This is a genomic window from Paraburkholderia acidisoli (assembly GCF_009789675.1).
Taxonomy (GTDB): domain Bacteria; phylum Pseudomonadota; class Gammaproteobacteria; order Burkholderiales; family Burkholderiaceae; genus Paraburkholderia; species Paraburkholderia acidisoli.
The window spans coordinates 880,891-902,455 of the sequence record NZ_CP046913.1; the positions used below are offsets into that span (position 1 = coordinate 880,891).

Sequence of the window (21,565 nt, forward strand, 5' to 3'; positions counted from 1 at the left end):
GGACCCTGGCACGCCACGTGCTCCGGAACTCCGACCGGCGCGCGCCGTCACCTTATCAGGGCGGCGCCGCGACGAGGCCTCGTGCGACGCCGTTCGCGTGTTCCCTGTTCACGAGGCGCATCTGGGAGAGAACGACATGGCGAAGAACAGCAGCTTGCTAGGAACGTTGTTGAGAATGAGCTTGATCGGCGCGGCCGGCATGCTCGCGTGGCGTGTGGCGCAGCGCAATCGCATGGGGCAACCCGTGCATCGCGAACTGAGCCGCTGGGAAGGCGAGGGTGGTTCGCTCGTCGAGACCGCCGAAAGCGCGGCGGCGCGTAGCCGCGACAGCGGCGCCACGAGACGCGGCAATAGCAATGGCAGCGGCGGTGGCATGAACGGCGCGTCGTCGAATGGCGCGGCGGGTTCGCCGTGGCCGTTTCCGCATAGCTGACCGGCCGGAACCCGCGGTCAGGCAGCACCCGATGAGCGGGCACGCTTCGCGAGAGGCGTGCCCGCTCATCTCGAATAAGTCTATAATAGTCATATTCACAACAATCGACGTTAGGGCTGCGCGCAGCTGGCGGTATTGTTGCGTTCATCTAGCAAAATCGCGCTTAACCGCGTGCATCACGCATGAAAGCGGCCGCCACTCGGGAAGTTCGGTGGCGCGCACCCGACCGTTTCGTACTCCATTGCAGCGCAACTCCTGCGCCGCGACTTTCGCGGTGCCGGGCGAACCTGTCCGGCGCCGTCGCGAAGGCGCGGCGTGCTTGCGTTGCGGTCATTACCCTCAAGGCTGACGAGACGCGATGCCACATGTATTGATTGTCGATGACGACGCAGAGACCCGCGAGGCGCTCGCAGCCGTGGTGGGCGAAGACGGGCTCACCACTGCGCAGGCGGGCGATCTGCGCGAAGCGCGCATCCAGCTGATCCGGCAAATGCCGGACGTGGTCTTCACCGACCTGAAACTGCCCGACGGCAGCGGCACCGATCTGTTCGAAGATCTCGATCCGCGCTCGGGCGTGGAACTCGTGGTCATCACGGGACACGCGACGGTGGAAACGGCCGTCGACGCGCTCAAGTCGGGGGCGATCGACTACCTCGTCAAGCCGATCAACCTGCAGCGCGTGAAGTCGATTCTCAATCGCCTGCCGCGCGCGGGCGACCTCAAGGCCGAAATCGGCACGCTGCGCGGCGAACTGCGCCGCATGGGCCGCTTCGGTCTCATGCTCGGCAACTCGCCGGCCATGCAGGAGGTGTACGACCAGATCAGCCGCGTGGCGCCCACGCCCGCCTCGGTCATGCTGGTCGGCGAATCGGGCACCGGCAAGGAAGTGGCCGCGCAGACCATTCACCAGCTGAGCCTGCGTCGCAAGCACGAATTCCTCGCGGTCAACTGCGGTGCGATCTCGCCGAACCTGATCGAATCGGAAATGTTCGGCCACGAGCGCGGCTCGTTCACGGGCGCCGATCGTCAGCACAAGGGCTATTTCGAGCGCGCGAACGGCGGCACGCTGTTCCTCGACGAAATCACCGAAATGCCGATCGAGCTGCAGGTCAAGCTGCTGCGCGTGCTCGAAACCGGCATGTTCATGCGCGTGGGCACGACGAAGGAATTCGAAACCGACGTGCGTCTGATCGCGGCGACCAACCGCGACCCGGAACAGGCCGTGGCCGAAGGCAAGCTGCGTCTGGACCTGTATCACCGCCTGAACGTGTTCCCGATCAACCTGCCGCCGCTGCGCGAGCGCGGCAAGGACGTCGAACTGCTCGCGCAGGCATTCCTCGAAGAGCTGAACGAGCGCCACGGCACGAAGAAGCAGTTCCCGAACGCCGTGCGCGAGATGCTGGCGGCGTATCCGTGGCCGGGCAACGTGCGCGAGCTGAAGAACTATGTGCAGCGCGCGCACATCATGTCGGGCAACGACGGCGATATGACGGCGGCGGTGCCGTTGCAGATTTCGCTCTCGAAGCCGCAGGCGGGCACGGCGGTGACGATTCCGTTCGGCACCTCGCTCGCCGACGCGGATCGCCAGCTGATTCTCGCGACGCTGGAACAATGCGGCGGCGTGAAGACGCGCGCGGCGGAAATCCTCGGCATCAGCCTGAAGACGCTCTATAACCGTCTCGTCGAGTACGGCAACGAGAGCGGCGGCAAGGGCGACGCGCCCGCGCGCGCCGCCAGCGGCGCCTGATGTAACCCGGTAGTCAATCGTGCGCCCGCGCCATGCGGGCGCGCGCGCCGGCCGCGCAGACGGTACGGCGCTTGCGTTCGATGTTTCGCATCCACCCAGGCCTCACCAGGAAGGAGCGAATCATGACAAGCCGCAAAATCACCGATCCCTCCCGCACGCAATCCGTTGCCGAGCCTTGGCTCGCGCACACGCCGCAACCCGACGTTCCCCCCGATCAACCCACGCAGCCCGACGTGCCGCCGGTTGGCGACCCGCCGCCGCAACCCGGCGAAGTGCCGCGTTCGGTGAAGTCGCGCCGCGCCGTCGCGCTGTCTGCGCACACGGCGCCGCGCAGGCGAGCGCCGAAGCCGGCAACGCCGCGCTCACGCGCTGGGCGCGCTGGATCAGCTGGACGATCGGCACGCGCACTTTGGCGGGCGCGGGCGGTGGCGTTGGCCGACGCTGACGCGCGCGATGCATGAGTTATGTATGAGTTACAAAATGCGTCGCCATATTTACCGGCAAAACGGCGGCGCACCCCCTAGACTGACTAAAAGAATCGCCACCTCGCGTGGCCGCCTTCCGCTGGAGGCATCGACATGAGACACCCTGCCTTGCGCCGTTCCGCCCGCTACTCGGGCAAGCGCGGTCCGCGCGATTCGAGCGCCAATCCCAACGCCAATTCGAGCGCGCCGCTGCCGCCCGATCCGCAAGGTCATGCCGAGTCCGCCGGGGCGGCTTTTCAGAACGGCGGAGCAGGAGCGGTCACGGGCGACGCACGCGGCGAACCGACGTCTTCGGCCTCGGCCGACCCCGCCGCGCAAAATCGCCCGGCGCCCGGCGTGCCGCCCGATGGCGAGCACAACCAGGGTGGCGCGCGTGCCGAAGGCATCGACTATCAGCGTGATCTGGGGTCGGAACAGGACGCCTGATTGTTGCGTTGCGGCATGCCGGACTTGCGACCAGTTTCGTCGACGATTTCCGCGGTGCGTCATATGCCGATTTCGGCGCTGAAATCGCGCGGCGAATGCGGACCGGGAAGCGCCTCGAAAAGGATCAAAAAGCTTTTCCGCACAGCGCGGCCGTGAGCGCAAATTTCGCTCGCGCCACCCGTTTGCGGAAAATGTTTTTGCTTTGGCCCCGGTTTACCGGCACGGGTCTTGCATGCATGTTTTCATGCATCGTCATCGGACCCACCGAAACAGGAGGTATAGCCGCAATGGGCAGACTGATCGTGGTATCGAATCGCGTAGCGCCGACGCAGGAAGGCCGTCCCGCAGCCGGGGGCCTCGCAGTCGGCGTGCTGGACGCGCTCAAGGAAACAGGCGGTGTGTGGTTCGGCTGGAGCGGCGAAACCGTCGCGGAACCGGCCGAAGCGGTCATCGAGCAACAGGGCAGCGTCACTTACGCGACCGTCGGTCTGACCAAGCGTGACTATGACCAGTACTACAAGGGCTTCTCGAACACGACGCTCTGGCCGACGTTCCACTACCGGAACGATCTCGCGCGCTACGAGCGTCAGGAGTACGGCGGTTATCTGCGGGTGAACGTGACGCTCGCGCGCCAGCTTCAGCCGTTGATCGAGCCCGACGACATCATCTGGATTCACGACTATCACCTGATTCCGTTCGCGCGCTGCCTGCGCGACCTCGGCGTGAAGAATCCCATCGGCTTCTTCCTGCACATTCCGTTGCCCGTGCCGGAAGTCATGCGCTCGATTCCGCCGCACGAAGAGCTGATGAAGTTCCTGTGCCATTACGACGTGGTGGGCTTCCAGACCGACGCCGACCGCCAGGCGTTCCTCGACTACATCGAGCGCGGCGGCCACGGCCAGTCGAGCGAGGACGGCATGGTCCACGCGTGGGATCGCTTCCTCAAGGTGGGCGCGTATCCGATCGGCATCTATCCGGACGCGATCGCGAAATCGGCGTCGCAGTTCACGGACCGCAAGCCCGTGCGCAGCCTGCGCGACGCCATGCGCGGCCGCAAGCTCATCATGAGCGTCGATCGTCTCGATTACTCGAAGGGTCTCGCCGAGCGCTTCCAGGCGTTCGAGCGGCTGCTGCAAAACGGCCCGGGCTGGCACGGCCGCGTCTCGCTGCTGCAGATCGCGCCGCCGACGCGCTCCGACGTGCAGACCTATCAGACGATTCGCCGCAATCTCGAAGGCGAGGCGGGCCGCATCAACGGTCGATTCGCGCAACTCGACTGGACGCCTATTCAGTATCTCAACCGCAAATACGAGCGCAATCTGCTGATGGCGTTGTTCCGTCAGGCGCAGGTGGGCTATGTCGCGCCGTTGCGCGACGGCATGAACCTCGTGGCCAAGGAATACGTGGCGTCGCAGAACCCCGAGGATCCGGGCGTGCTGGTGCTGTCGCAGTTCGCGGGCGCGGCGGAGCAGTTGCCGGGCGCGCTGGTCGTGAATCCGTACGACCTGAACCAGACGGCCGAAGCGCTCGAACGTGCGCTCTCGATGCCGCACGCCGAGCGGGTCTCGCGCTACAACGACATGATGGCGCAGTTGCGCGAGAACAATCTTTCGGTGTGGCGCGATACGTTCCTCGCCGATCTGCGCAGCGTGGCCACCGCGGCTTCGGTCACGGCGAAGGCGCGCAGCACGCCGGCAACGGTGGCATCGGCGAAACCTGCCGCGCCGGCCCAGTCTGCACCGGCGCCGAAGCGCGAGGCGCGCGGCACACTGTAACGCCCGCGCGAGTCAGCCATGGCGTGACAGAACGCGGCGGCCTTCGGGTCGCCGCGTTTTTTTATGCATGCGCCACGCGATCGCGATGAGGCTGGCGGCGAGGCAACACGTCGATGTTTATGTCGATGCCGATGTCGACGATCACCTCACGCCGATGAGCGGGGCGAAGCGGTACGCGGCACGAGGCGCATCAGGCTGACCACGGAGGCGGCGGCCGCGAAGCCCGTGGCGACGAGCAGCGCGACCGACGGCCCATGCCGTGGCGCGACGCTGAAGATCAGCGCGACCAGCGCCGCGCCGAGCGTTTGCCCCGTGAGGCGCGCGGTGCCGAGCATGCCGCTCGCGCCGCCGCTGCGCTCGCGCGGCGCCGAAGACAGAATCTGGCGATTGTTGGGCGACTGGAAAATGCCGAAGCCCGCGCCGCACAACGCCATGCGCCAGCAAATGTCGACGATGGACGGATGCGCGCCGAGCGTGGCGAGCGCGAGCAGGCCGAGCGCGAACAGCGCGAGCCCGATGCCGCCGAGGATGCCGGCCGGATAGCGGTCGGAGAGCGCACCCGCGAGCGGCGCCGCGCCGACGATGACGAGCGGCCAGGGCGTCATCAGAAAACCGGTGGCGACCTGCGAGAAGCCGAGCGTGTCCTGCAGCAGGAACGGCAGCGCGACGAACGCGAGCATCTGCGCGGTGAACGAGCAGACCGAGGTGCTGATCGAGAGCGCGAACACGGGATTGGCCAGCAGGTCGACGGGCAAGAGCGGCGCGGGCTGCGTGAGCTGACGTCGCACGAAATACCAGCCAACCCCGACCGCGAGCACGAGTTCGCCCGCCACCCACGGCGTGTTCTCGCCGTGGCCCATGCCATCGACGGCAAAAATCAGCAGGCCGAACACGACCGCGTTGAGCAGCGCGCTCAGGTAATCGTAGGGCGCGGGATGCCGCTCGTTCATGGGCAGCGCGCGCAGGCCGAGCGCGACCGCCGCAATGCCGATCGGCACGTTGATCGCGAACAGCCACGGCCACGCGGCAATGGCGAGCACGCCCGAGGCGAGCGTGGGGCCGACCACCGAGGCGACCGCGACCACCATCGCGTTGATGGCGACGCCGCGGCCGAGCCGCGAGCGCGGATAGATCAAACGCACGAGCGCCGTGTTCACGCACATGATGCCCGCGCCGCCGAACCCCTGTACCACGCGCGCGATGGCGAGTTCGGGCAGTGTGGTCGCGAGCGCGCAGAACAGCGAGGCGACCGTGAACAGCGCGAGGCCGCCCAGATACACGCGCCGGTAGCCGATGCGGTCGCCGAGCGAGGAAAGCGGCAGCAGGGAGATCGTGACGGAGAGCTGGTAGGCGTTGACGATCCAGATCGAGCTGGCCGCGCTTGCGTGCAGATGCCGGGCGATGGTCGGCAGCGCGACATTGGCGATCGAGCCGTCGAGCACGGCGAGCGTGATGCCGAGCGCGAGCACGGCGACCGCGTAATAACGCTGCGGAAACGGCAGGCCGGTTTCGATGTCGTCCGCTTCGTTGGCAGGGGCGGACGGCGCGGGAGCGGCGGAGTGCGTGGAGGTGGACATCGACGAAAACGCCGCGCGTTGCAAAGCCGGCGCGGCGGTCCATGGTGGCGGTTGAGGTGGGGTGATGGCGACGCGGCGCCGTGCGCGCGCCGCGAGGTTCGGTTTATCACTGCGTGGCTACGGGGCGCGGGCGGGCACCGCGCGACTCCCACTACTTCAACTCGTACAGGCCCACGTAAGTCGTCGAGTCCATTTCGTTCAGATGCGTCATGAAGCGCGCCACCGCGTTGGTCGTGTCGGGCGTGACCGGCAATTGCGCGGCTTTCAGCGCATGCACGCGGAAGATGTAGCGATGCGGCCGGTCGCCGCGCGGAGGCGCCGCGCCGCCGAAACCGACCGTGCCGTAGTCGTTGCGTAACTGAATGGCGCCTTGCGGCAGCAGGCTGCCGTCGGGCTTGCCGGCGTTGCGCGCGAGCGAGCGCACGTCGGCGGGAATGTTGACGACGACCCAGTGCCAGAAGCCGCTGCCCGTGGGCGCGTCGGGGTCGTAGACCGTGAGCGCGAAGCTTTGCGTGTCGGCGGGCGGGTCGTCCCACTGGAGCGCGGGCGAAAGATTGTCGCCGTCCACGCCGAAGGCGCGGTCGTCGAACTCCTGCGCCTTCGGCATGAAACCGTTGCTGGGAAAATCATCGGACCAGAGTCGGAAATCAGCCATCGGATGCCTCCTTCACGGGGAATTTTTGCGCGCGAGAGGTTGCTGGAATCGCCTGCGAGTACGCGCGGATAAGCCGATCGAGTGTATCACCGGGCGCGTGGGCGTCAGCGCGCGCGGCCGCGCCGTGGCAAAGCGGCCTGGCACAGGCGTTCCACTCAACCCGGCTTAACCCGGCGCGCGTCACGCGCGCGCCTCGAACCACGCCGAGTTTGCGTCGTCGAGCCACGCCGCGAGCCGCTCGACCACGGCGTTCGGATCCTGCTGCGCGCCGCGCAACGCGCATTCCCAGATCACGGCCACGCGCCAGCCCTGCGCCGCGAGCGCGGCGAGCGCTCTGGCGTCGTTCAGGCGGTTGCGCGCGATCTTCTCGCGCCAGAACTCGGGGCGGGTTTGCGGCCATTTGAACAATGCGCACGAGTGGCCGTGCCAGAAGCAGCCGTGCACGAAAATCACCGCGCGGCGGCCGGGCAGGACGATGTCGGGGCGGCCCGGCAGCTCGCGCACGTCGATGCGAAACCGGAAGCCGCGCCGGTGCAGCAGGCTGCGGATCAGGATCTCGGGTTTCGTGTTGCGCCCGCGTATGCCGGACATCATCCGGCTACGCGTCGCGCTGTCGACGACGTCGACCATCGTCAGGCAACTCCCGGTGGGGTGGCGGGTCTTCGCTGCGGGCTTTTCGCCAGTTTCAGCGCCAGTTTCAGCGCCGGTTTCAGCGCCGGTTTCAGCGCCGGTTTCAGCGCAAGGCAACGCCCACCGTCGCGCAAACGGCGTGCTCGGCGGCGGCTTGCGCAACGAGCGCCGCGGGCGCGATCTGCGCGGCGAGCAGCGCGTCGAGATGCGGCATCATCGTGCGCGCCACTTCGCGCATCACCGGCATGACCACGCTGTTGCCGAACTGGCGGTACGCCTGCGTGTCGCTCACGGGAATGCGGAACGTGTCGGGAAAGCCCATCAGGCGCGCGCACTCGCGCGGCGTGAGGCGGCGCGGGCGCACGCCTTCGCCCTGATGCACGAGGATCTCGCTGCCGTCCTTGTGATACCGCGCCGAGAGCGTGCGCGTGACGCTGCCCGGAAACGCCATGCCGAAGCCGAAACCGTTGCCGGCCGCGCGATGTTTTTCGGCGTATTGCTGCAAGTAAGCCCAGAGTCCCGGCGTGAGCGTGTACTTCGGCTGCACCTGGCGCGCGCCGTGGTCGAAAAAGCGCTCGCCGTCCCAGGGCAGCAGCGGTTCGCTGCCGTCGGTGCGATGCAGGATGGAGGCGAGCCGCGGGCCGTCCTCGGGCAGCGCGAGCGCGTCCCACGAAAACGCGCTCGGCTCGCGGAACCCGACGATGATGATGCGTTCGCGATGCTGCGGCGTGAAATGACGGCCGTCGATCACGCGGTAATGGACGTCGTAGCCGAGTTCGTCGCGCAGCACATGCAGGATCACGTCGAAGGTGCGGCCGCGGTCGTGCGAGAGCAGGTTCTTGACGTTTTCGAGCAGGAAGGCGGCAGGGCGTTTTTCGGCGATGATGCGCGCGACGTCGAAGAACAGCGTGCCTTGCGTCGTGCATTCGAAACCGTGCGGACGGCCGAGCGCATTCTTCTTGGACACGCCCGCGATCGAGAACGGCTGGCACGGAAAGCCCGCGAGCAGCACGTCGTGATCGGGCACGTCGGCGGCGTCGACGGCCGTGATGTCGCCGTCGAACGGATGATCTTCGCCGTAGTTCTCGAGATAGGTCTTGCGCGAGAACGGGTTCCACTCGCTCGTGAACACGCACTCGCCGCCGTGCGCCTCGAAGCCCTTGCGAATGCCGCCAATGCCCGCGAACAGGTCGATGAAGCGGAATCGCGCCGGCGTGCCGGCCGTGCGCGCGCCGCCGTGCAGCAACTCGCGCAGCGCGGCTTCGAGCATCGCGGGGCAGGGCGTTTCGCCTTTTTCCCAGCGCCGCACCGTCTTGACGTCCTTGCCGACATGCGCGGCGATCTGCTGCTGCGTGAAACGCTTGCGTGCCTGCTGGAGCAGGTCTCGCGGATGGGCCGTGAGCACGGAGTCCTCGTTAGGGTATTTTTGCGGACATTATGACCGATGGTCGACCCGCGGCACCAGGAATTCCCGATCGACGGCTGGGCTTTTGACCTACCCGAGGGTATCTGGCGAGGCTCGAGACGTGTTTTCGCCGCGATGCGCACTGGCATCGACATGTTCAGACGTGGGGAAGCCGCGCCGGTGTCGTTGGCCTCGGCGCGGAACAGGGCGTGACGCGGGGTCAGGCGTGTCTCGAGCGCCTCATGGCGGCCTTTTTGCTCCCGGCCGCGGCGGCCGAAGCGATGTTTAGCTCGTGCAGGTCGATGATCAACAGCAAGCTGTCGATCTCGCACAACTGGCCTTTGTTGATGAGGCCGGTATCGAGCAAACGGTGGAGACGCTGACGCCAGTAGCTCGGCGGCAGGATGGGGCCGCCGAGGTCACCCGATAACGACAGCGGCATCACGCGACGAATGTGCGTGATGTCCTGGTCGATCAGGTTCGACATCAGGTAGCCAGCGGGGAGGGGACGCGGGGTGTCCATAAAACCCATTACGGCACCTTTTTCCCAACCTTTAAAACTTTTTAGTAGGTGCTTACCCTAATTTTTCGAAAACATTGCCAACTGCCGCAGAGCCTTGTGTCGAAAGGCTTCGCGGGTTGGCCCCGTTTTTATTCCTGCTCGCCGCGCGGCGCGTTGCCCGGCGCCTGGGCGGCGGTCTCCAGGAAGCGGCGGGTGGCTTCGAACGCTTGCAGCATCTGCTCGGGCCAGGGCGTTTGCAGCATGACGGCCTGGTGGTTCTCGAATGCGCCGCTCAACTGGCGCGCGAGTTCCGGCGAATTCAGATGACGCAGCAGCACGCTCACGGCGATTGCGGTGGCCTGGCTCGCGCCGGCCGTCTGGAGTTCGGATGCGGTGAGGGCGGCGACTTGCTTGTTGATGTCCATGGGAAACCTGGGTCGGAAGGTAAGGCGGTGCGCACGAGCGCGAGCGGGGCGCGCAGGGCGATGGAGAACGGCGTGGGATGGCGATGGGTGAAGCGCAAGGCCCGCGCCGCATGAGTCGCATGTATCGCGCGGCTGGTCCCCCTGGCAGGAATCGAACCTGCATCTAGCGCTTAGGAGGCACTTGTTCTATCCATTGAACTACAGGGAGCACGAAGCGAAAAGGCGGGCGCTCGCTCCGCAGGCTCGCCATGTTCCCAAGTGACCCGTCATGGCGCGGAGCTGTCGTGAGGCTCGCCCGAGGGCGATTCGCGACTAAGGGCCAAGAGTATAGCAAAGGCGTCCGGGCGCGATAATGACGCTTCGGCGTGATGCCCCCGCGTCTTCAGCGTGGCGCTCCCGTGCACGGCGAGCGAGCGCGGCGCCCCGAATCGGCCGATCCATGACGCCGTTTGCGGCGCGAATCCGCGCCTTAAAACTCGACCACGGCGAATTCGGCCTTGCCCACGTCGCACAGCGGGCAGCGCCAGTCTTCCGGGATGTCGGCGAAGCGCGTGCCGGCGGCGATGCCTTCGTCGGGCAAACCTTCTTCCTCGTTGTAGATCCAGCCGCAGATCAGGCAGACCCAGCTTTTGTACTCGATTACTTCGCTCACAGCGTGTCCTTCGTTGGTGCTTCGGTTGATGCTCGATCCGGTGCCGGTTCGATGTTGATTCGGCGTTGATTCCGCGTGGATTCGTCGATTCGATGCCGGTTTCGCCGTTATCTGGCCCTTTTCAAGCGCTTTTTATGCGTTTCGAGGTCACGGCGAACGAGCCGCGATGTTACCGGAAAACGGCACGAATGCCGCCGCACTTGAGGGTGAATGCAGGGTTGCGCGCCGGTTCCGGCGGGCGCGCCCGGCTACAATGTGCGATTCAGATCCACCGCACGCATCGTCTTCCACTCATGTCGCTTTACACCATCACCGGGGCGCAACTCGCGTTCGGCCACGTCGCGTTGCTCGATCACGCCGATTTTTCGCTCGAAGCCGGCGAGCGCGTCGGGCTGATCGGCCGCAACGGCGCGGGCAAGTCGTCGCTGCTCACGATCGTCGCCGACCTCGCGAAGCCCGACGACGGCCTCGTCACGCGCCAGCAGCATCTTTCGACCGTCTACGTGCCGCAGGAGCCCGAGTTCGACGCGAACGCCACGGTGTTCGACGCGGTCGCCTCGGGTCTCGCGCAGGTGCGCGCGCTGCTCGACGAATACGACACGGTCGCGCACCGGCTGGCGGACACGCCCGAAGGCGCGGAGCACGACGCGTTGCTCGCGCGCATGAACGTGCTGCAGTCGTCGCTCGATATGGCGGATGGCTGGAACTGGCGCACGCGGGTGGCCACGACGCTCGCGCAGATCGGCCTCGAAGGCGACGCGCGCGTGGACGCGCTCTCGGGCGGCATGCAAAAGCGCGTCGCGCTGGCGCGCGCCCTCGTGCTGCAACCCGACGTGCTGCTGCTCGACGAACCGACCAACCACCTCGACTTCGACGGCATCCGCTGGCTCGAGGAACTGCTGGTCGCCCAGCGTTCGAGCCTGCTCTTCATCACCCACGACCGCGCGTTCCTCGACCGCGTGGCCACGCGCATTGTCGAACTCGATCGCGGCAAGTTGCTGTCGTATCCGGGCAACTTCTCGCAGTATCAGGAGCGCAAGGCGCAGCAGCTCGAAGTGGAGCGCGTCGAGAACGAGAAGTTCGACAAGCTGCTCGCGCAGGAAGAAGTGTGGATCCGCAAGGGCGTGGAAGCGCGCCGCACGCGCAGTGTCGGCCGTATCGCGCGGCTCGTGCAGATGCGCAACGACCGCGCCGAGCGCCGTAACGTGCAGGGCAACGTGAAGCTCGACGTGGCGCAGGGCGAGAAGTCCGGCAAGATCGTCGCGGAACTCACCGACGTCGTGAAGCGCTACGCGGGCCGCACGATCGTCGATCGCTTCTCGGGCACGGTCATGCGCGGCGACAAGATCGGTTTCGTCGGCCCGAACGGCGCGGGCAAGACCACGCTGCTCAAGCTGATTCTCGGCGAACTGAAGCCCGACGAAGGCACGGTGCGCGTCGGCACGAATCTGCAGGTCGCGTATTTCGACCAGATGCGCGCGCAGCTCGACCTCGAAAAGAGTCTCGCCGATACGATCAGCCCCGGCAGCGACTGGGTCGAGATCAACGGCGCGAAGAAGCACGTGATGAGTTATCTCGGCGACTTCCTGTTCGCGCCGGAACGCGCGCGTTCGCCGGTGAAGTCGCTCTCGGGCGGCGAGCGCAACCGTCTGCTGCTCGCGCGCCTGTTCGCGCGTCCCGCGAACGTGCTGGTGCTCGACGAACCGACCAACGACCTCGACATTCCCACGCTCGAACTACTCGAAGAACTGCTCGCCGACTACGACGGCACCGTGCTGCTCGTGTCGCACGATCGCGCGTTCCTCGACAACGTGGTCACCTCGGTGATCGCGTCGGAAGGCGAGGGCAAGTGGCGCGAATACGTGGGCGGCTTCACCGACTGGCAGACGCAGAGCGCGCGTTCGCAGGAGATCGCCGAGTCGCGCGCGCCGAAGGAAACCGCGAGCCCGAGCGCCGCGCCGAAGGACAGCGCCGCGGGCCGCAACGCGCAGCGCAGCGTGAAGCTGTCGTTCAAGGAGCAGCGCGAGCTGGAGGAATTGCCCAAGCGGATCGAGTCGCTGGAAGCCGAGCAGAAGACCATCGGCGCGCAGCTCGAAGACGGCTCGATTTTCGCGAAGGACGCGCAGGAAGGCACGCGGCTCACGGCGCGCTATGCGGAAATCGACGAGGCGTTGATGGCCGCGCTGGAGCGCTGGGAGGAGTTGGAGGCGAAGCGGAAGTAGGGATGCTGCGATGAGAAGCGGCCACAAGGCACAAGGCCGCTTTTTTATGGCTTCAGTTGCAGGAGCGCGCTTTGAAGCTCGTGCAGGTCATGCTGGATCGTTTGCCAGATCACCTCCGTGTTGATGGCATAGTAGCCATGCGAGATCCGGTTGCGCGTGCCGTATACGGTTTGCCATGGAATCTCGGGGTGGGCTGCAACGAATTCGGGATCCTCTAGCATCACATTTCGTGCTGCTTCGCCGATGACTTCGAAATTGCGGACGACGGCGTCGATCACAATCGATGTTGCTTCGAACTGCGCCCAGGAAAGCGTAGCCGTGTATTCAAAGATTCGCCGGATCGCTTCGAGCATATGCTCGACGTAGTCGACGGTACGCAGGTCTTTTTTCCTCATACCGGGACCGCTTCGCTCACGACCGTTCCACGGAAGCGAGGGGGCAGGTCTCCGGGCGTGCGCACATCCACGCGCACACCCAGCAAAGCTTCCAGGCGCAACTGGATTCGCGCGAGATCGAACAGTGTGGTTTCCGGCGTGGGATCGACCAGCAAATCCAGGTCGCTATCCTCGTCGTCTTCGCCGCGCGCCGACGACCCGAACACGCGCGCATTCTGCGCACGGTGGCTTGCGACGATGTCCCTGATTTCCGCGCGATGGGCGCGCAACGCTTCGGATGGTCTCATGACGGTTTTACGCTCCGGAACGGGGCAAAAGCGTTTCGAAAATTCAATCACGTCTGGCGCTTCATTCTACGCGACGCGCGCCTTCCGCAACCCCTCATCCGAACGGCCAACCCCCGTCCAAATTGCCCCGCGAGCCCAAATCAGTACAATACCTCGCGAATCCGACGGACTGCACGCGCGCGGCACTGTCTGCCAGCGCGTCGCGCAGCCCGTTCACCTCGTTGTTTCGTTTCGTTTTTTTTGAACACTCAACGCGTTGTCCACGCAGATGTCCACACAAGCTGTGGATAAGCGCGGACGACCCTTGCGGACCACCATGTCTACGAAGAAGTCAAACGCTGCAAACGCTGGCTACAGCGAAGCGTCGATCAAGGTGCTCAAGGGCCTCGAGCCCGTCCGGCAGCGGCCGGGCATGTACACGCGCACCGAGAATCCGCTGCATATTTTTCAGGAAGTCATCGACAACGCTTCGGACGAAGCGCTCGGCGGCTACGGCAAACGCATCACCGTGACGCTGCACGCGGACCAGTCGGTTTCCGTCGAGGACGACGGCCGCGGCATTCCGTTCGGCCTGCACCCCGACGAGAAAGTGCCCGTCGTCGAAATCGTGTTCACGCGCCTGCACGCGGGCGGCAAGTTCGACAAGGCCGCCGGCGGCGCCTACACGTTCTCGGGCGGCCTGCACGGCGTGGGCGTCTCGGTTACCAACGCGCTTTCCAAACGTCTGGACGTGACCGTCTGGCGCGACGGCAAGGTCGCCGAACTCGGTTTTGCCGATGGCGACGTCGTCAAGCCGCTCACCACGCGCGCGGCCGAGCGCGGCGAAAAGAAGAACGGCACGCGCGTGCGCGCCTGGGCCGACCCGAAATATTTCGATTCCGCCAACCTGCCGCTCGGCGAACTCCAGCGTCTGCTGCGCTCGAAAGCGGTGCTGCTGCCCGGCGTCGAAGTCGAACTCGTCAACGAGAAAACCGGCGAGCGCCTCGCGTGGAAGTACGAAGACGGCCTGCGCGGCTACCTGCTCGAAGGCATGGGCGGCGCAGACCTGCTGATTCCGCTGTTCGAAGGCGAGCGCTACGCCGACGCGCGCACGACCGACGACACCTTCGCCGAAGGCGAGGGCGCCGCATGGGTGGTCGCGTGGAGCGAGGAAGGCGCGCTCACGCGCGAGTCCTACGTCAACCTGATCCCCACGCCCGCCGGCGGCACGCACGAAAGCGGCCTGCGCGACGGCCTGTTCCAGGCGGTGAAGAGCTTCGTCGAGTTGCACAACCTGCAACCGAAGGGCGTGAAGCTGCTGCCCGAGGACGTGTTCGCGCGCGTCTCGTTCGTGCTCTCGGCGAAAGTGCTCGACCCGCAGTTCCAGGGGCAGATCAAGGAGCGTCTGAACAGCCGCGACGCCGTCAAGCTCGTCTCGTCGTTCTCGCGTCCCGCGCTCGAACTGTGGCTCAACCAGCACGTCGAGCACGGCAAGAAGCTCGCCGACCTCGTCATCAAGCAGGCGCAGGCGCGCACGCGTGCGGGCCAGAAGGTCGAGAAGCGCAAGAGTTCGGGCGTGGCCGTGCTGCCGGGCAAGCTGACCGACTGCGAATCCACCGACCTGGCGCGCAACGAACTCTTCCTCGTCGAGGGCGATTCGGCGGGCGGCTCCGCGAAAATGGGCCGCGACAAGGAATACCAGGCCATCCTGCCGCTGCGCGGCAAGGTGCTCAACACGTGGGAAACCGAGCGCGACCGCCTGTTCGCGAACAACGAAGTGCACGACATTTCGGTGGCGATCGGCGTGGACCCGCATAGCCCCGACGACAGCGTCGACCTCTCGAACCTGCGCTACGGCAAGATCTGCATTCTTTCGGATGCCGACGTGGACGGCTCGCACATCCAGGTGCTGCTGCTCACGCTGTTCTTCAAGCACTTCCCGCAACTGATCGAGCGCGGCCACGTGTGCGTAGCGCGTCCGCCGCTGTTCCGCGTGGATGCGCCGGCGCGCGGCAAGAAGCCCGCGCAGAAGCTCTACGCGCTCGACGACGGCGAACTCGAGGCGATCCTCGACAAGCTGCGCAAGGACGGCGTGCGCGACACGCAATGGTCGATCAGCCGCTTCAAGGGCCTGGGCGAAATGAGCGCCGAGCAGCTCTGGGACACGACCATGAACCCCGACACGCGGCGCCTCTCGCCGGTCGCGCTCGGCGAACTCGACTACGAGGCCACGGTCGCGCGCATGACCATGCTGATGGGCAAGGGCGAAGCGTCTTCGCGCCGTTCGTGGCTCGAAGAGAAGGGCAACGAAGTCGAAGCGGACATCTGACGCGCACGTTTCCTACGCACGCCTCACACGAATACGGACCGATTGAAACATGGACGATCTTTTTGCTGATGTGACTGGCGCCCCCGCTGGCGACACGCTCACGCTCGGCCACTACGCGGAACGCGCGTATCTCGACTACGCCGTGAGCGTGGTCAAGAGCCGCGCGCTGCCCGATGTCTGCGACGGCCAGAAGCCGGTGCAGCGCCGCATTCTCTACGCGATGAACGAAATGGGACTCGGCGACAACGCCAAGCCCGTGAAGTCGGCGCGCGTGGTCGGCGACGTGCTCGGCAAGTACCACCCGCACGGCGACCAGTCGGCGTACGACGCGCTCGTGCGTCTCGCGCAGGACTTCTCGATGCGCTATCCGCTCATCGACGGTCAGGGCAATTTCGGCTCGCGCGACGGCGACGGCGCGGCGGCCATGCGCTACACCGAAGCGCGCCTCACGCCGCTCGCCAAGCTCCTGCTCGACGAAATCGACATGGGCACCGTCGACTTCATGCCGAACTACGACGGCGCGTTCCAGGAGCCGAAGCAGTTGCCCGCGCGCCTGCCCATGCTGCTGCTCAACGGCGCTTCGGGTATCGCGGTCGGCATGGCGACGGAAATTCCCTCGCACAACCTGCGCGAAGTCGCGAGCGCGGCCGTGGCGCTCATCCGCAATCCCAAGCTCTCGCACGCCGAGATCATGGAGAAGGTGCCCGGCCCCGACTTTCCCGGCGGCGGCCAGATCATTTCGAGCGAAGCCGAAATCGCGGCGGCCTATGAAACGGGCCGCGGCAGTCTCAAGGTGCGCGCGCGCTGGAAGATCGAGGAACTCGCGCGCGGCCAGTGGCAACTCGTGGTCACCGAACTGCCGCCCAATACCTCGGGCCAGAAGGTGCTCGAAGAGATCGAGGAGCTGACCAATCCCAAGCTCAAGCTCGGCAAGAAAACGCTCACGCCCGAGCAGTTGCAGAGCAAGCAGACCATGCTCGGCCTGCTCGACGCGGTGCGCGACGAGTCGGGCAAGGACGCGCCCGTGCGCCTCGTGTTCGAGCCGAAGACGAGCAAGATCGATCAGGGCGAGTTCGTCAACGTGCTGCTCGCCAACACGAGCCTGGAATCGAACGCGTCGCTGAATCTGGTGATGATCGGCGCCGACGGCCGGCCGCGCCAGAAGGGCATCAGCGAGATTCTGGGCGAGTGGATCGGTTTCCGCTTCGCCACGGTCACGCGCCGCACGCAGCATCGCCTGACCAAGGTCGACGACCGCATCCACATCCTCGAAGGGCGGATGATCGTCTTCCTCAATATCGACGAAGTCATCCGCATCATCCGCGAGTCGGACGAGCCGAAGGCCGCGCTGATGAGCGCGTTCGGGCTTTCCGAGCGCCAGGCCGAGGACATCCTCGAAATTCGTCTGCGTCAATTGGCGCGGCTCGAAAAGATCAAGATCGAGAAGGAACTCGCGGAACTGCGCGAGGAAAAGGCGAAGCTCGAAGAACTGCTCGCGAACGAGTCGTCGATGAAGCGGCTCATCGTCAAGGAAATCGAAGCCGACGCGAAGCAGTACGGCGACGACCGCCGCACGCTCATCCAGCAGGAAAAGCGCGCAACGTTCGAAGCGCGCGTGGTGGACGAGCCGGTCACGGTGGTCGTCTCGCAGAAGGGCTGGGTGCGCGCGCTCAAGGGCCACGGCCTCGACAGCCAAAGCTTCACGTTCAAGGCCGGCGACGGTCTCTACGCGGCGTTCCAGTGCCGCACGCCCGACACGCTCATCGCGTGGGGCAGCAAGGGCCGCGTGTATTCGGTCGCGGTCGCGCAGTTGCCCGGCGGGCGCGGCGACGGCGTGCCGGTCACTTCGCTGATCGAACTCGAGGCGGGCACGCATCTCCTGCACTACTACGCGGCGAGCGCGGACCAGCCGCTCCTGCTCGCGTCGAGCAACGGCTTCGGCTTCATTGCGAAGATCGGCGACATGGTGAGCCGCGTGAAGGCGGGCAAGTCGTTCATGACGATCGACGAAGGCTGCGCGCCGCTCGCGCCCATGCCGATGCTGCCCAACGCGCTGCAGGTGGCGTGTCTGTCGTCGGGCGGGCGTCTGCTCGTGTTCGGTCTCGACGAGATGAAGACCTTGTCCGGCGGCGGCCGCGGCGTCACGCTGATGCAGCTCGAAGAGAAGGAAACGCTGGTGCAGGCGCTCGCGATCAACGCGGCGGGCGTGGTGCTCGAGGGCACGGGACGCGGCGGCAAGCCGGGCGAGGACAAGATGTCCGGGCCGGTGCTCGCGCCGCAGATCGGCAAGCGGGCGCGCAAGGGCCGCGCGCCGGACTCGAAGCTCAAGGTGATCACGGGCATGCGTCCGGTGCTGCCGGAATGAGCGGGGCGCGCCCCGCGCGCTAGCGGCGAAAAAACCACGAAAAGCCGCCGCGCACGCATCTTGCGCTAAAAAAGGCGCAACTCCGGCGCGAACGGTTGCACGGCATGAAATAATGCCGCGCAATCCGGTTCGCGCCGAACCGCTTCATCGACAAGGACATTCCAGCATGGGTCACGCGATCGAAATCGCGCTTTTTCTGCATTTGCTCGCCGTTGCCGTGTGGGTGGGCGGCATGGTGTTCGCGCACTTCTGCCTGCGCCCGGCGCTCGAAGATCTCTCGCCGCAACTGCGTCTGCCGCTGATCGAGTCGGTGTTCAGCCGCTTCTTCAACTGGGTGGGCGCCTCGATCATCGTGATCCTGCTCACGGGCGGGTTCCTGCTGATGCAGTTCGGCGGCGGTCACGCCACGTGGCAACTGCACGCCATGGCGGGGCTCGGCGTGATCATGATGCTGATCTTCGGCCACATCCGCTTTGCCGTGTTCGCACGCATTCGCCGCGCGGTGCAGGCGCAAAAGTGGCCCGACGGCGCGCGCGCCGTGGGCACGATGCGCCGTCTCGTCGTCATCAATCTGGTGCTCGGCATCGTGACGATCGGCGTCGCGGCGCTGGCGCGCGGGTTTTGAGCGTCGATATTTCGCGTATTGCGTCGTTCGCGCGTCGTTGACGTCATAGTTGACGTCATCGTTGACGCGTAATTGACGCCTGGTTCGCGCGCCGGGTTCGTTGCAGCCGCAACGTTCGGCGCGCGTTGTTTTATCGGCGCTTCCGAGTCGCTTCATCGGCGCTGAAGCCGCCGCGCTGAATCTGCGCGTCATAGCCGCTCCGCGAGCGCGTGGCGCTGCATGCAACGCTCCATCGCGTCGAAGAACGCCTCTTCGGCCGCGTTGCGTTTTCTCTCCCGATGCCAGAGCAAGTGGATGTCCACGTCCACGAGCCCTTCCTCCGGCGGCAACTGCCACAGGCGTTGCCGCGCCAGATCGTCCCGAACCGTGTGCTCGGGCAGGCAGCCGATGCCGTAGCCCGCGTAAATCAACCGCCGCACTTCGTCGAGACTCGGCGACGACGCCACGATCCTGCCCGTAAAGCCGCGCTGATCGCGAAACACCGTGAGCGGCGAAAGGCTGTCGCCGATCTGGTCGCTCGTGAACGACACGAAGTTCTCGGCGAGCAGATCGTCCATCGTCAGTTGCGACAACCCGAACAGCCGGTGGTGACGGCCGCAGTAGATCGCGTAGCGCTGGCGCAAAAAGCAGCGCATCTCCAGTTTGTCGACGGGCGTGCGGCACAGGCTCAGCCCCGCCGTGGCCGTTTTCTGCTGGAGCGACGAGATGATGTCCGAGGAGCGCATCACCTCGATCTGCAGGTCGATGCGCGGATACGCGGCATGAAACTCCGCGAGGAATTCGTCGTACACGCGCGACTCGATACGGCTTACCGTGAGCAGCCGGATCGACCCGGTGATGTCGGCGGTGCGCTCGTCGAGGCCCGTTTCCAGTTGCGAAATCGTCCCGTAGATGTCGCGCGCGATGCGATACACCTCCTCGCCCGCCTGGGTGGGGACGAACAGCGCGCCGCGCCGTTCGATGAGCTTGCGGCCCAGCGATTCCTCGAGCCGCCTGAGCGCCTGGCTCACGGCCGGTTGCGTGACGAAGAGGCGAGCGGCGGCGCGGCTCAGGCTGCGCTCCTGCATGATCGCGAGGTAGGTGCGCAGCAGGTTCCAGTCGAGTCGGTCGTTGAGAAAGCGGGTGGTATCGGCGCGCATGACGAGTGACCCGGCGCGGCATTCCGGCCAAGGTATAAGTTGAATTTATGCGCTGAATAATAACGCGAAATTTGACTAATGTTTTCTGGCTGGCGATAAAGCTTGCAAGCAGATTGCGCAATCCGGCGCATATCGCCACGGCCGGTGCACCAGCGACCGCGCCCGAAGGAGACCGACACATGACCCCCAATCGAACCGCGCCCGCGAGCGCGCGGCAGCCGGTACGCGCCGCCGCCGCGGCGTTTATCGGCACCATGATCGAGTGGTACGACTTCTATATCTACGCCACGGCCGCCGCGCTCGTGTTCGGCGAGTTGTACTTTCCGTCCGAGGACCGTTTCGTCAGCACGATGGCCTCGTTCGCGACCTTCGCGGTGGGGTTCTTCGCGCGTCCGCTGGGCGGCCTGATCTTCGGCCATCTCGGCGACCGCATCGGCCGCAAGAAAGCGCTCATGACCACGCTGATGATGATGGGCGTGGCCACCGTTTGCGTTGGCTTGCTGCCGTCGTACGCGAGCGTGGGCATGCTCGCGCCGGTGCTGCTCGTGCTGCTGCGCGTGGTGCAGGGCATCGCCGTGGGCGGCGAGTGGGGCGGTGCCGTGCTGATGGCGGGCGAACACGCGCCCGAAGGCCGCCGCACGTTCTTCGCCTCGTTCGCGCAGCTCGGCTCGCCCGCGGGCCTGATCCTCTCGCTGATCGCGTTCCGCTCCGTCACCTCGCTCGACAAAGCCGACTTTCTCGCGTGGGGCTGGCGCCTGCCGTTCCTCGTTTCGGCGCTGCTGCTCGTGGTGGGCATCCTGATCCGGCTGGGCGTGAACGAGTCGCCCGAATTCGAGCGCCTCAAGGATCAGCGCCGCACGGCCAAGCTGCCGATCGCCGAAGTGTTCAGCTCGGCGTGGGGTCTCGTGCTGCTGTGTATCGGCGCGAACACCATCGGCATCGCGGGCGTGTACTTCACCAACACCTTCATGATCGCGTACACGACGCAGTACGTCGGCATCACGCGCTCGCTGATTCTCGACTGCCTGTTTGCCGTCGCCATCATCCAGTTCCTCGCGCAGCCGCTCGCGGCATGGCTCGCCGAACGCATGGGCGGCGCGCGCTTCCTCAAGTGCGCCGCGGTGGCCGCGATGCTCTCGCCGTATCCCATGTTCGTGCTCGTGCAAAGCGGCAAGGTCGTGCCGATGGTGATCGGCATCGCCATCGCCGTGGTCTGCATGGCGAGCTTCTATTCGGTGATCGCGGGCTTCGTGTCGGGCGTGTTCCCCACGCGCGTGCGTTATTCGGCGATCTCGCTCGCGTACCAGGTGTGCGGCGCGATCGCGGGCGGCCTGACGCCGCTCGTCGGCACGTGGCTCGCGCATCGCTACGCGGGGCAGTGGTGGCCGCTCGCGGTGTTCTACACGTGTCTCGCGGGCGTCTCGCTCGTGTGCATCGTCGCGCTCGATGCGCGCCGCCATCTGCATGCCCGCGACGAAGCCGCCGCCGACGTGGTTCGCACCTGACCTTGGA

The 21,565-nt window shown here is 65.9% G+C and carries 19 protein-coding genes and 1 tRNA gene; 9 read left to right on the forward strand and 11 right to left on the reverse strand.

The annotated features are described in order from the left end of the window. Window positions 1-175: 175 nt before the first annotated feature. The 4 genes from FAZ98_RS03770 (at window position 176) to otsA (ending at window position 4,866) form a co-directional block, all read left to right on the forward strand. Window positions 176-433, forward strand: coding sequence for a hypothetical protein (locus tag FAZ98_RS03770; protein ID WP_158948915.1), 258 nt, complete (start codon window positions 176-178; stop codon window positions 431-433). A gap of 358 nt (window positions 434-791) precedes the next feature. Continuing rightward, entirely contained in the window at window positions 792-2,180 is a 1,389-nt protein-coding gene (locus FAZ98_RS03775) for a sigma-54-dependent transcriptional regulator (protein WP_158948917.1), read from the forward strand. 578 nt (window positions 2,181-2,758) lie between these two features. Then, complete coding sequence (locus FAZ98_RS03780; RefSeq protein ID WP_158948919.1) at window positions 2,759-3,091, forward strand: RodZ family helix-turn-helix domain-containing protein; 333 nt, start codon at window positions 2,759-2,761, stop codon at window positions 3,089-3,091. Between the two features lie 287 nt (window positions 3,092-3,378). Continuing rightward, window positions 3,379-4,866: an alpha,alpha-trehalose-phosphate synthase (UDP-forming) gene (otsA, locus tag FAZ98_RS03785; protein WP_158948921.1), complete on the forward strand. Its 1,488-nt coding sequence runs from the start codon at window positions 3,379-3,381 to the stop codon at window positions 4,864-4,866. A gap of 146 nt (window positions 4,867-5,012) precedes the next feature. On the opposite strand, the gene FAZ98_RS03790 is transcribed toward otsA, so the two are convergent. The 8 genes from FAZ98_RS03790 to FAZ98_RS03825 form a co-directional block, all read right to left on the reverse strand. Continuing rightward, window positions 5,013-6,443 carry an MFS transporter gene (locus FAZ98_RS03790; protein WP_158948923.1) on the reverse strand — a complete coding sequence of 477 codons (1,431 nt, stop codon included), beginning with the start codon at window positions 6,441-6,443 and terminating at the stop codon, window positions 5,013-5,015. 151 nt (window positions 6,444-6,594) lie between these two features. Then, a complete protein-coding gene (locus tag FAZ98_RS03795) occupies window positions 6,595-7,098 on the reverse strand; it encodes a YbhB/YbcL family Raf kinase inhibitor-like protein (protein ID WP_158948925.1) in 504 nt (167 codons plus the stop codon). A 180-nt stretch (window positions 7,099-7,278) separates the two neighbouring features. Further along, window positions 7,279-7,728 carry a very short patch repair endonuclease gene (locus FAZ98_RS03800; protein WP_158948927.1) on the reverse strand — a complete coding sequence of 150 codons (450 nt, stop codon included), beginning with the start codon at window positions 7,726-7,728 and terminating at the stop codon, window positions 7,279-7,281. Between the two features lie 103 nt (window positions 7,729-7,831). Continuing rightward, window positions 7,832-9,133 carry a DNA (cytosine-5-)-methyltransferase gene (gene dcm / locus FAZ98_RS03805; RefSeq protein WP_158948929.1) on the reverse strand — a complete coding sequence of 434 codons (1,302 nt, stop codon included), beginning with the start codon at window positions 9,131-9,133 and terminating at the stop codon, window positions 7,832-7,834. A 220-nt stretch (window positions 9,134-9,353) separates the two neighbouring features. Further along, entirely contained in the window at window positions 9,354-9,620 is a 267-nt protein-coding gene (locus tag FAZ98_RS03810) for a hypothetical protein (protein WP_158948931.1), read from the reverse strand. A 164-nt stretch (window positions 9,621-9,784) separates the two neighbouring features. Next, a complete protein-coding gene (locus FAZ98_RS03815; protein WP_158948933.1) occupies window positions 9,785-10,060 on the reverse strand; it encodes a hypothetical protein in 276 nt (91 codons plus the stop codon). A 133-nt stretch (window positions 10,061-10,193) separates the two neighbouring features. Further along, window positions 10,194-10,268: transfer RNA gene (locus tag FAZ98_RS03820), tRNA-Arg, on the reverse strand. Window positions 10,269-10,529: 261 nt separating this feature from the next. Next, complete coding sequence (locus FAZ98_RS03825; RefSeq protein ID WP_027816562.1) at window positions 10,530-10,712, reverse strand: rubredoxin; 183 nt, start codon at window positions 10,710-10,712, stop codon at window positions 10,530-10,532. Between the two features lie 293 nt (window positions 10,713-11,005). On the opposite strand from FAZ98_RS03825, the gene FAZ98_RS03830 reads away from it, so the two are divergent. Beyond that, entirely contained in the window at window positions 11,006-12,934 is a 1,929-nt protein-coding gene (locus tag FAZ98_RS03830; protein ID WP_158948935.1) for an ATP-binding cassette domain-containing protein, read from the forward strand. A 44-nt stretch (window positions 12,935-12,978) separates the two neighbouring features. Here the strand turns inward: FAZ98_RS03830 and FAZ98_RS03835 are convergent, their stop codons facing one another. Both FAZ98_RS03835 and FAZ98_RS03840 read right to left on the reverse strand, forming a co-directional pair. Further along, window positions 12,979-13,329 (reverse strand): HepT-like ribonuclease domain-containing protein, encoded by a 351-nt coding sequence (locus FAZ98_RS03835; protein WP_158948937.1) that lies wholly within the window; start codon window positions 13,327-13,329, stop codon window positions 12,979-12,981. Beyond that, the gene (locus tag FAZ98_RS03840) at window positions 13,326-13,616 is read right to left on the reverse strand and encodes a nucleotidyltransferase family protein (protein ID WP_158948939.1); all 291 of its coding nucleotides are present in this window, start codon (window positions 13,614-13,616) and stop codon (window positions 13,326-13,328) included. Before FAZ98_RS03840 ends, FAZ98_RS03835 begins: the two co-directional genes overlap by 4 nt. Window positions 13,617-13,932: 316 nt before the next feature. Here FAZ98_RS03840 and FAZ98_RS03845 point away from each other — a divergent pair, with 316 nt between their 5' ends. The 3 genes from FAZ98_RS03845 to FAZ98_RS03855 all read left to right on the forward strand — a co-directional run bounded on the left by FAZ98_RS03845 (window position 13,933) and on the right by FAZ98_RS03855 (window position 18,914). After that, on the forward strand, window positions 13,933-15,924 hold the full coding sequence (locus tag FAZ98_RS03845) for a DNA topoisomerase IV subunit B (RefSeq protein WP_158948941.1): 1,992 nt from the start codon (window positions 13,933-13,935) through the stop codon (window positions 15,922-15,924). Window positions 15,925-15,973: 49 nt separating this feature from the next. Beyond that, window positions 15,974-18,289, forward strand: coding sequence for a DNA topoisomerase IV subunit A (parC, locus tag FAZ98_RS03850; protein WP_158948943.1), 2,316 nt, complete (start codon window positions 15,974-15,976; stop codon window positions 18,287-18,289). A gap of 166 nt (window positions 18,290-18,455) precedes the next feature. Next, window positions 18,456-18,914 (forward strand): CopD family protein, encoded by a 459-nt coding sequence (locus FAZ98_RS03855; protein ID WP_158948945.1) that lies wholly within the window; start codon window positions 18,456-18,458, stop codon window positions 18,912-18,914. A 188-nt stretch (window positions 18,915-19,102) separates the two neighbouring features. Here FAZ98_RS03855 and FAZ98_RS03860 read toward each other — a convergent pair whose 3' ends face one another. Next, a complete protein-coding gene (locus FAZ98_RS03860) occupies window positions 19,103-20,053 on the reverse strand; it encodes a LysR family transcriptional regulator (RefSeq protein WP_158948947.1) in 951 nt (316 codons plus the stop codon). A gap of 179 nt (window positions 20,054-20,232) precedes the next feature. Between FAZ98_RS03860 and FAZ98_RS03865 the strand changes: the two genes are divergently transcribed. After that, window positions 20,233-21,558: an MFS transporter gene (locus FAZ98_RS03865; protein ID WP_158948949.1), complete on the forward strand. Its 1,326-nt coding sequence runs from the start codon at window positions 20,233-20,235 to the stop codon at window positions 21,556-21,558. The last annotated feature ends 7 nt before the right edge of the window (window positions 21,559-21,565 follow it).

Excerpts from the sequence above, each read along its gene's own strand:
- FAZ98_RS03770 (WP_158948915.1), top strand. The coding sequence starts at position 176 with ATGAGCTTGATCGGCGCGGCCGGCATGCTCGCGTGGCGTGTGGCGCAG.
- FAZ98_RS03775 (WP_158948917.1), top strand. The coding sequence starts at position 792 with ATGCCACATGTATTGATTGTCGATGACGACGCAGAGACCCGCGAGGCG.
- FAZ98_RS03780 (WP_158948919.1), top strand. The coding sequence starts at position 2,759 with ATGAGACACCCTGCCTTGCGCCGTTCCGCCCGCTACTCGGGCAAGCGC.
- otsA (WP_158948921.1), top strand. The coding sequence starts at position 3,379 with ATGGGCAGACTGATCGTGGTATCGAATCGCGTAGCGCCGACGCAGGAA.
- FAZ98_RS03790 (WP_158948923.1), bottom strand. The coding sequence starts at position 6,443 with ATGTCCACCTCCACGCACTCCGCCGCTCCCGCGCCGTCCGCCCCTGCC.
- FAZ98_RS03795 (WP_158948925.1), bottom strand. The coding sequence starts at position 7,098 with ATGGCTGATTTCCGACTCTGGTCCGATGATTTTCCCAGCAACGGTTTC.
- FAZ98_RS03800 (WP_158948927.1), bottom strand. The coding sequence starts at position 7,728 with ATGGTCGACGTCGTCGACAGCGCGACGCGTAGCCGGATGATGTCCGGC.
- FAZ98_RS03810 (WP_158948931.1), bottom strand. The coding sequence starts at position 9,620 with ATGTCGAACCTGATCGACCAGGACATCACGCACATTCGTCGCGTGATG.
- FAZ98_RS03815 (WP_158948933.1), bottom strand. The coding sequence starts at position 10,060 with ATGGACATCAACAAGCAAGTCGCCGCCCTCACCGCATCCGAACTCCAG.
- FAZ98_RS03830 (WP_158948935.1), top strand. The coding sequence starts at position 11,006 with ATGTCGCTTTACACCATCACCGGGGCGCAACTCGCGTTCGGCCACGTC.
- FAZ98_RS03835 (WP_158948937.1), bottom strand. The coding sequence starts at position 13,329 with ATGAGGAAAAAAGACCTGCGTACCGTCGACTACGTCGAGCATATGCTC.
- FAZ98_RS03840 (WP_158948939.1), bottom strand. The coding sequence starts at position 13,616 with ATGAGACCATCCGAAGCGTTGCGCGCCCATCGCGCGGAAATCAGGGAC.
- FAZ98_RS03845 (WP_158948941.1), top strand. The coding sequence starts at position 13,933 with ATGTCTACGAAGAAGTCAAACGCTGCAAACGCTGGCTACAGCGAAGCG.
- parC (WP_158948943.1), top strand. The coding sequence starts at position 15,974 with ATGGACGATCTTTTTGCTGATGTGACTGGCGCCCCCGCTGGCGACACG.
- FAZ98_RS03855 (WP_158948945.1), top strand. The coding sequence starts at position 18,456 with ATGGGTCACGCGATCGAAATCGCGCTTTTTCTGCATTTGCTCGCCGTT.
- FAZ98_RS03860 (WP_158948947.1), bottom strand. The coding sequence starts at position 20,053 with ATGCGCGCCGATACCACCCGCTTTCTCAACGACCGACTCGACTGGAAC.
- FAZ98_RS03865 (WP_158948949.1), top strand. The coding sequence starts at position 20,233 with ATGACCCCCAATCGAACCGCGCCCGCGAGCGCGCGGCAGCCGGTACGC.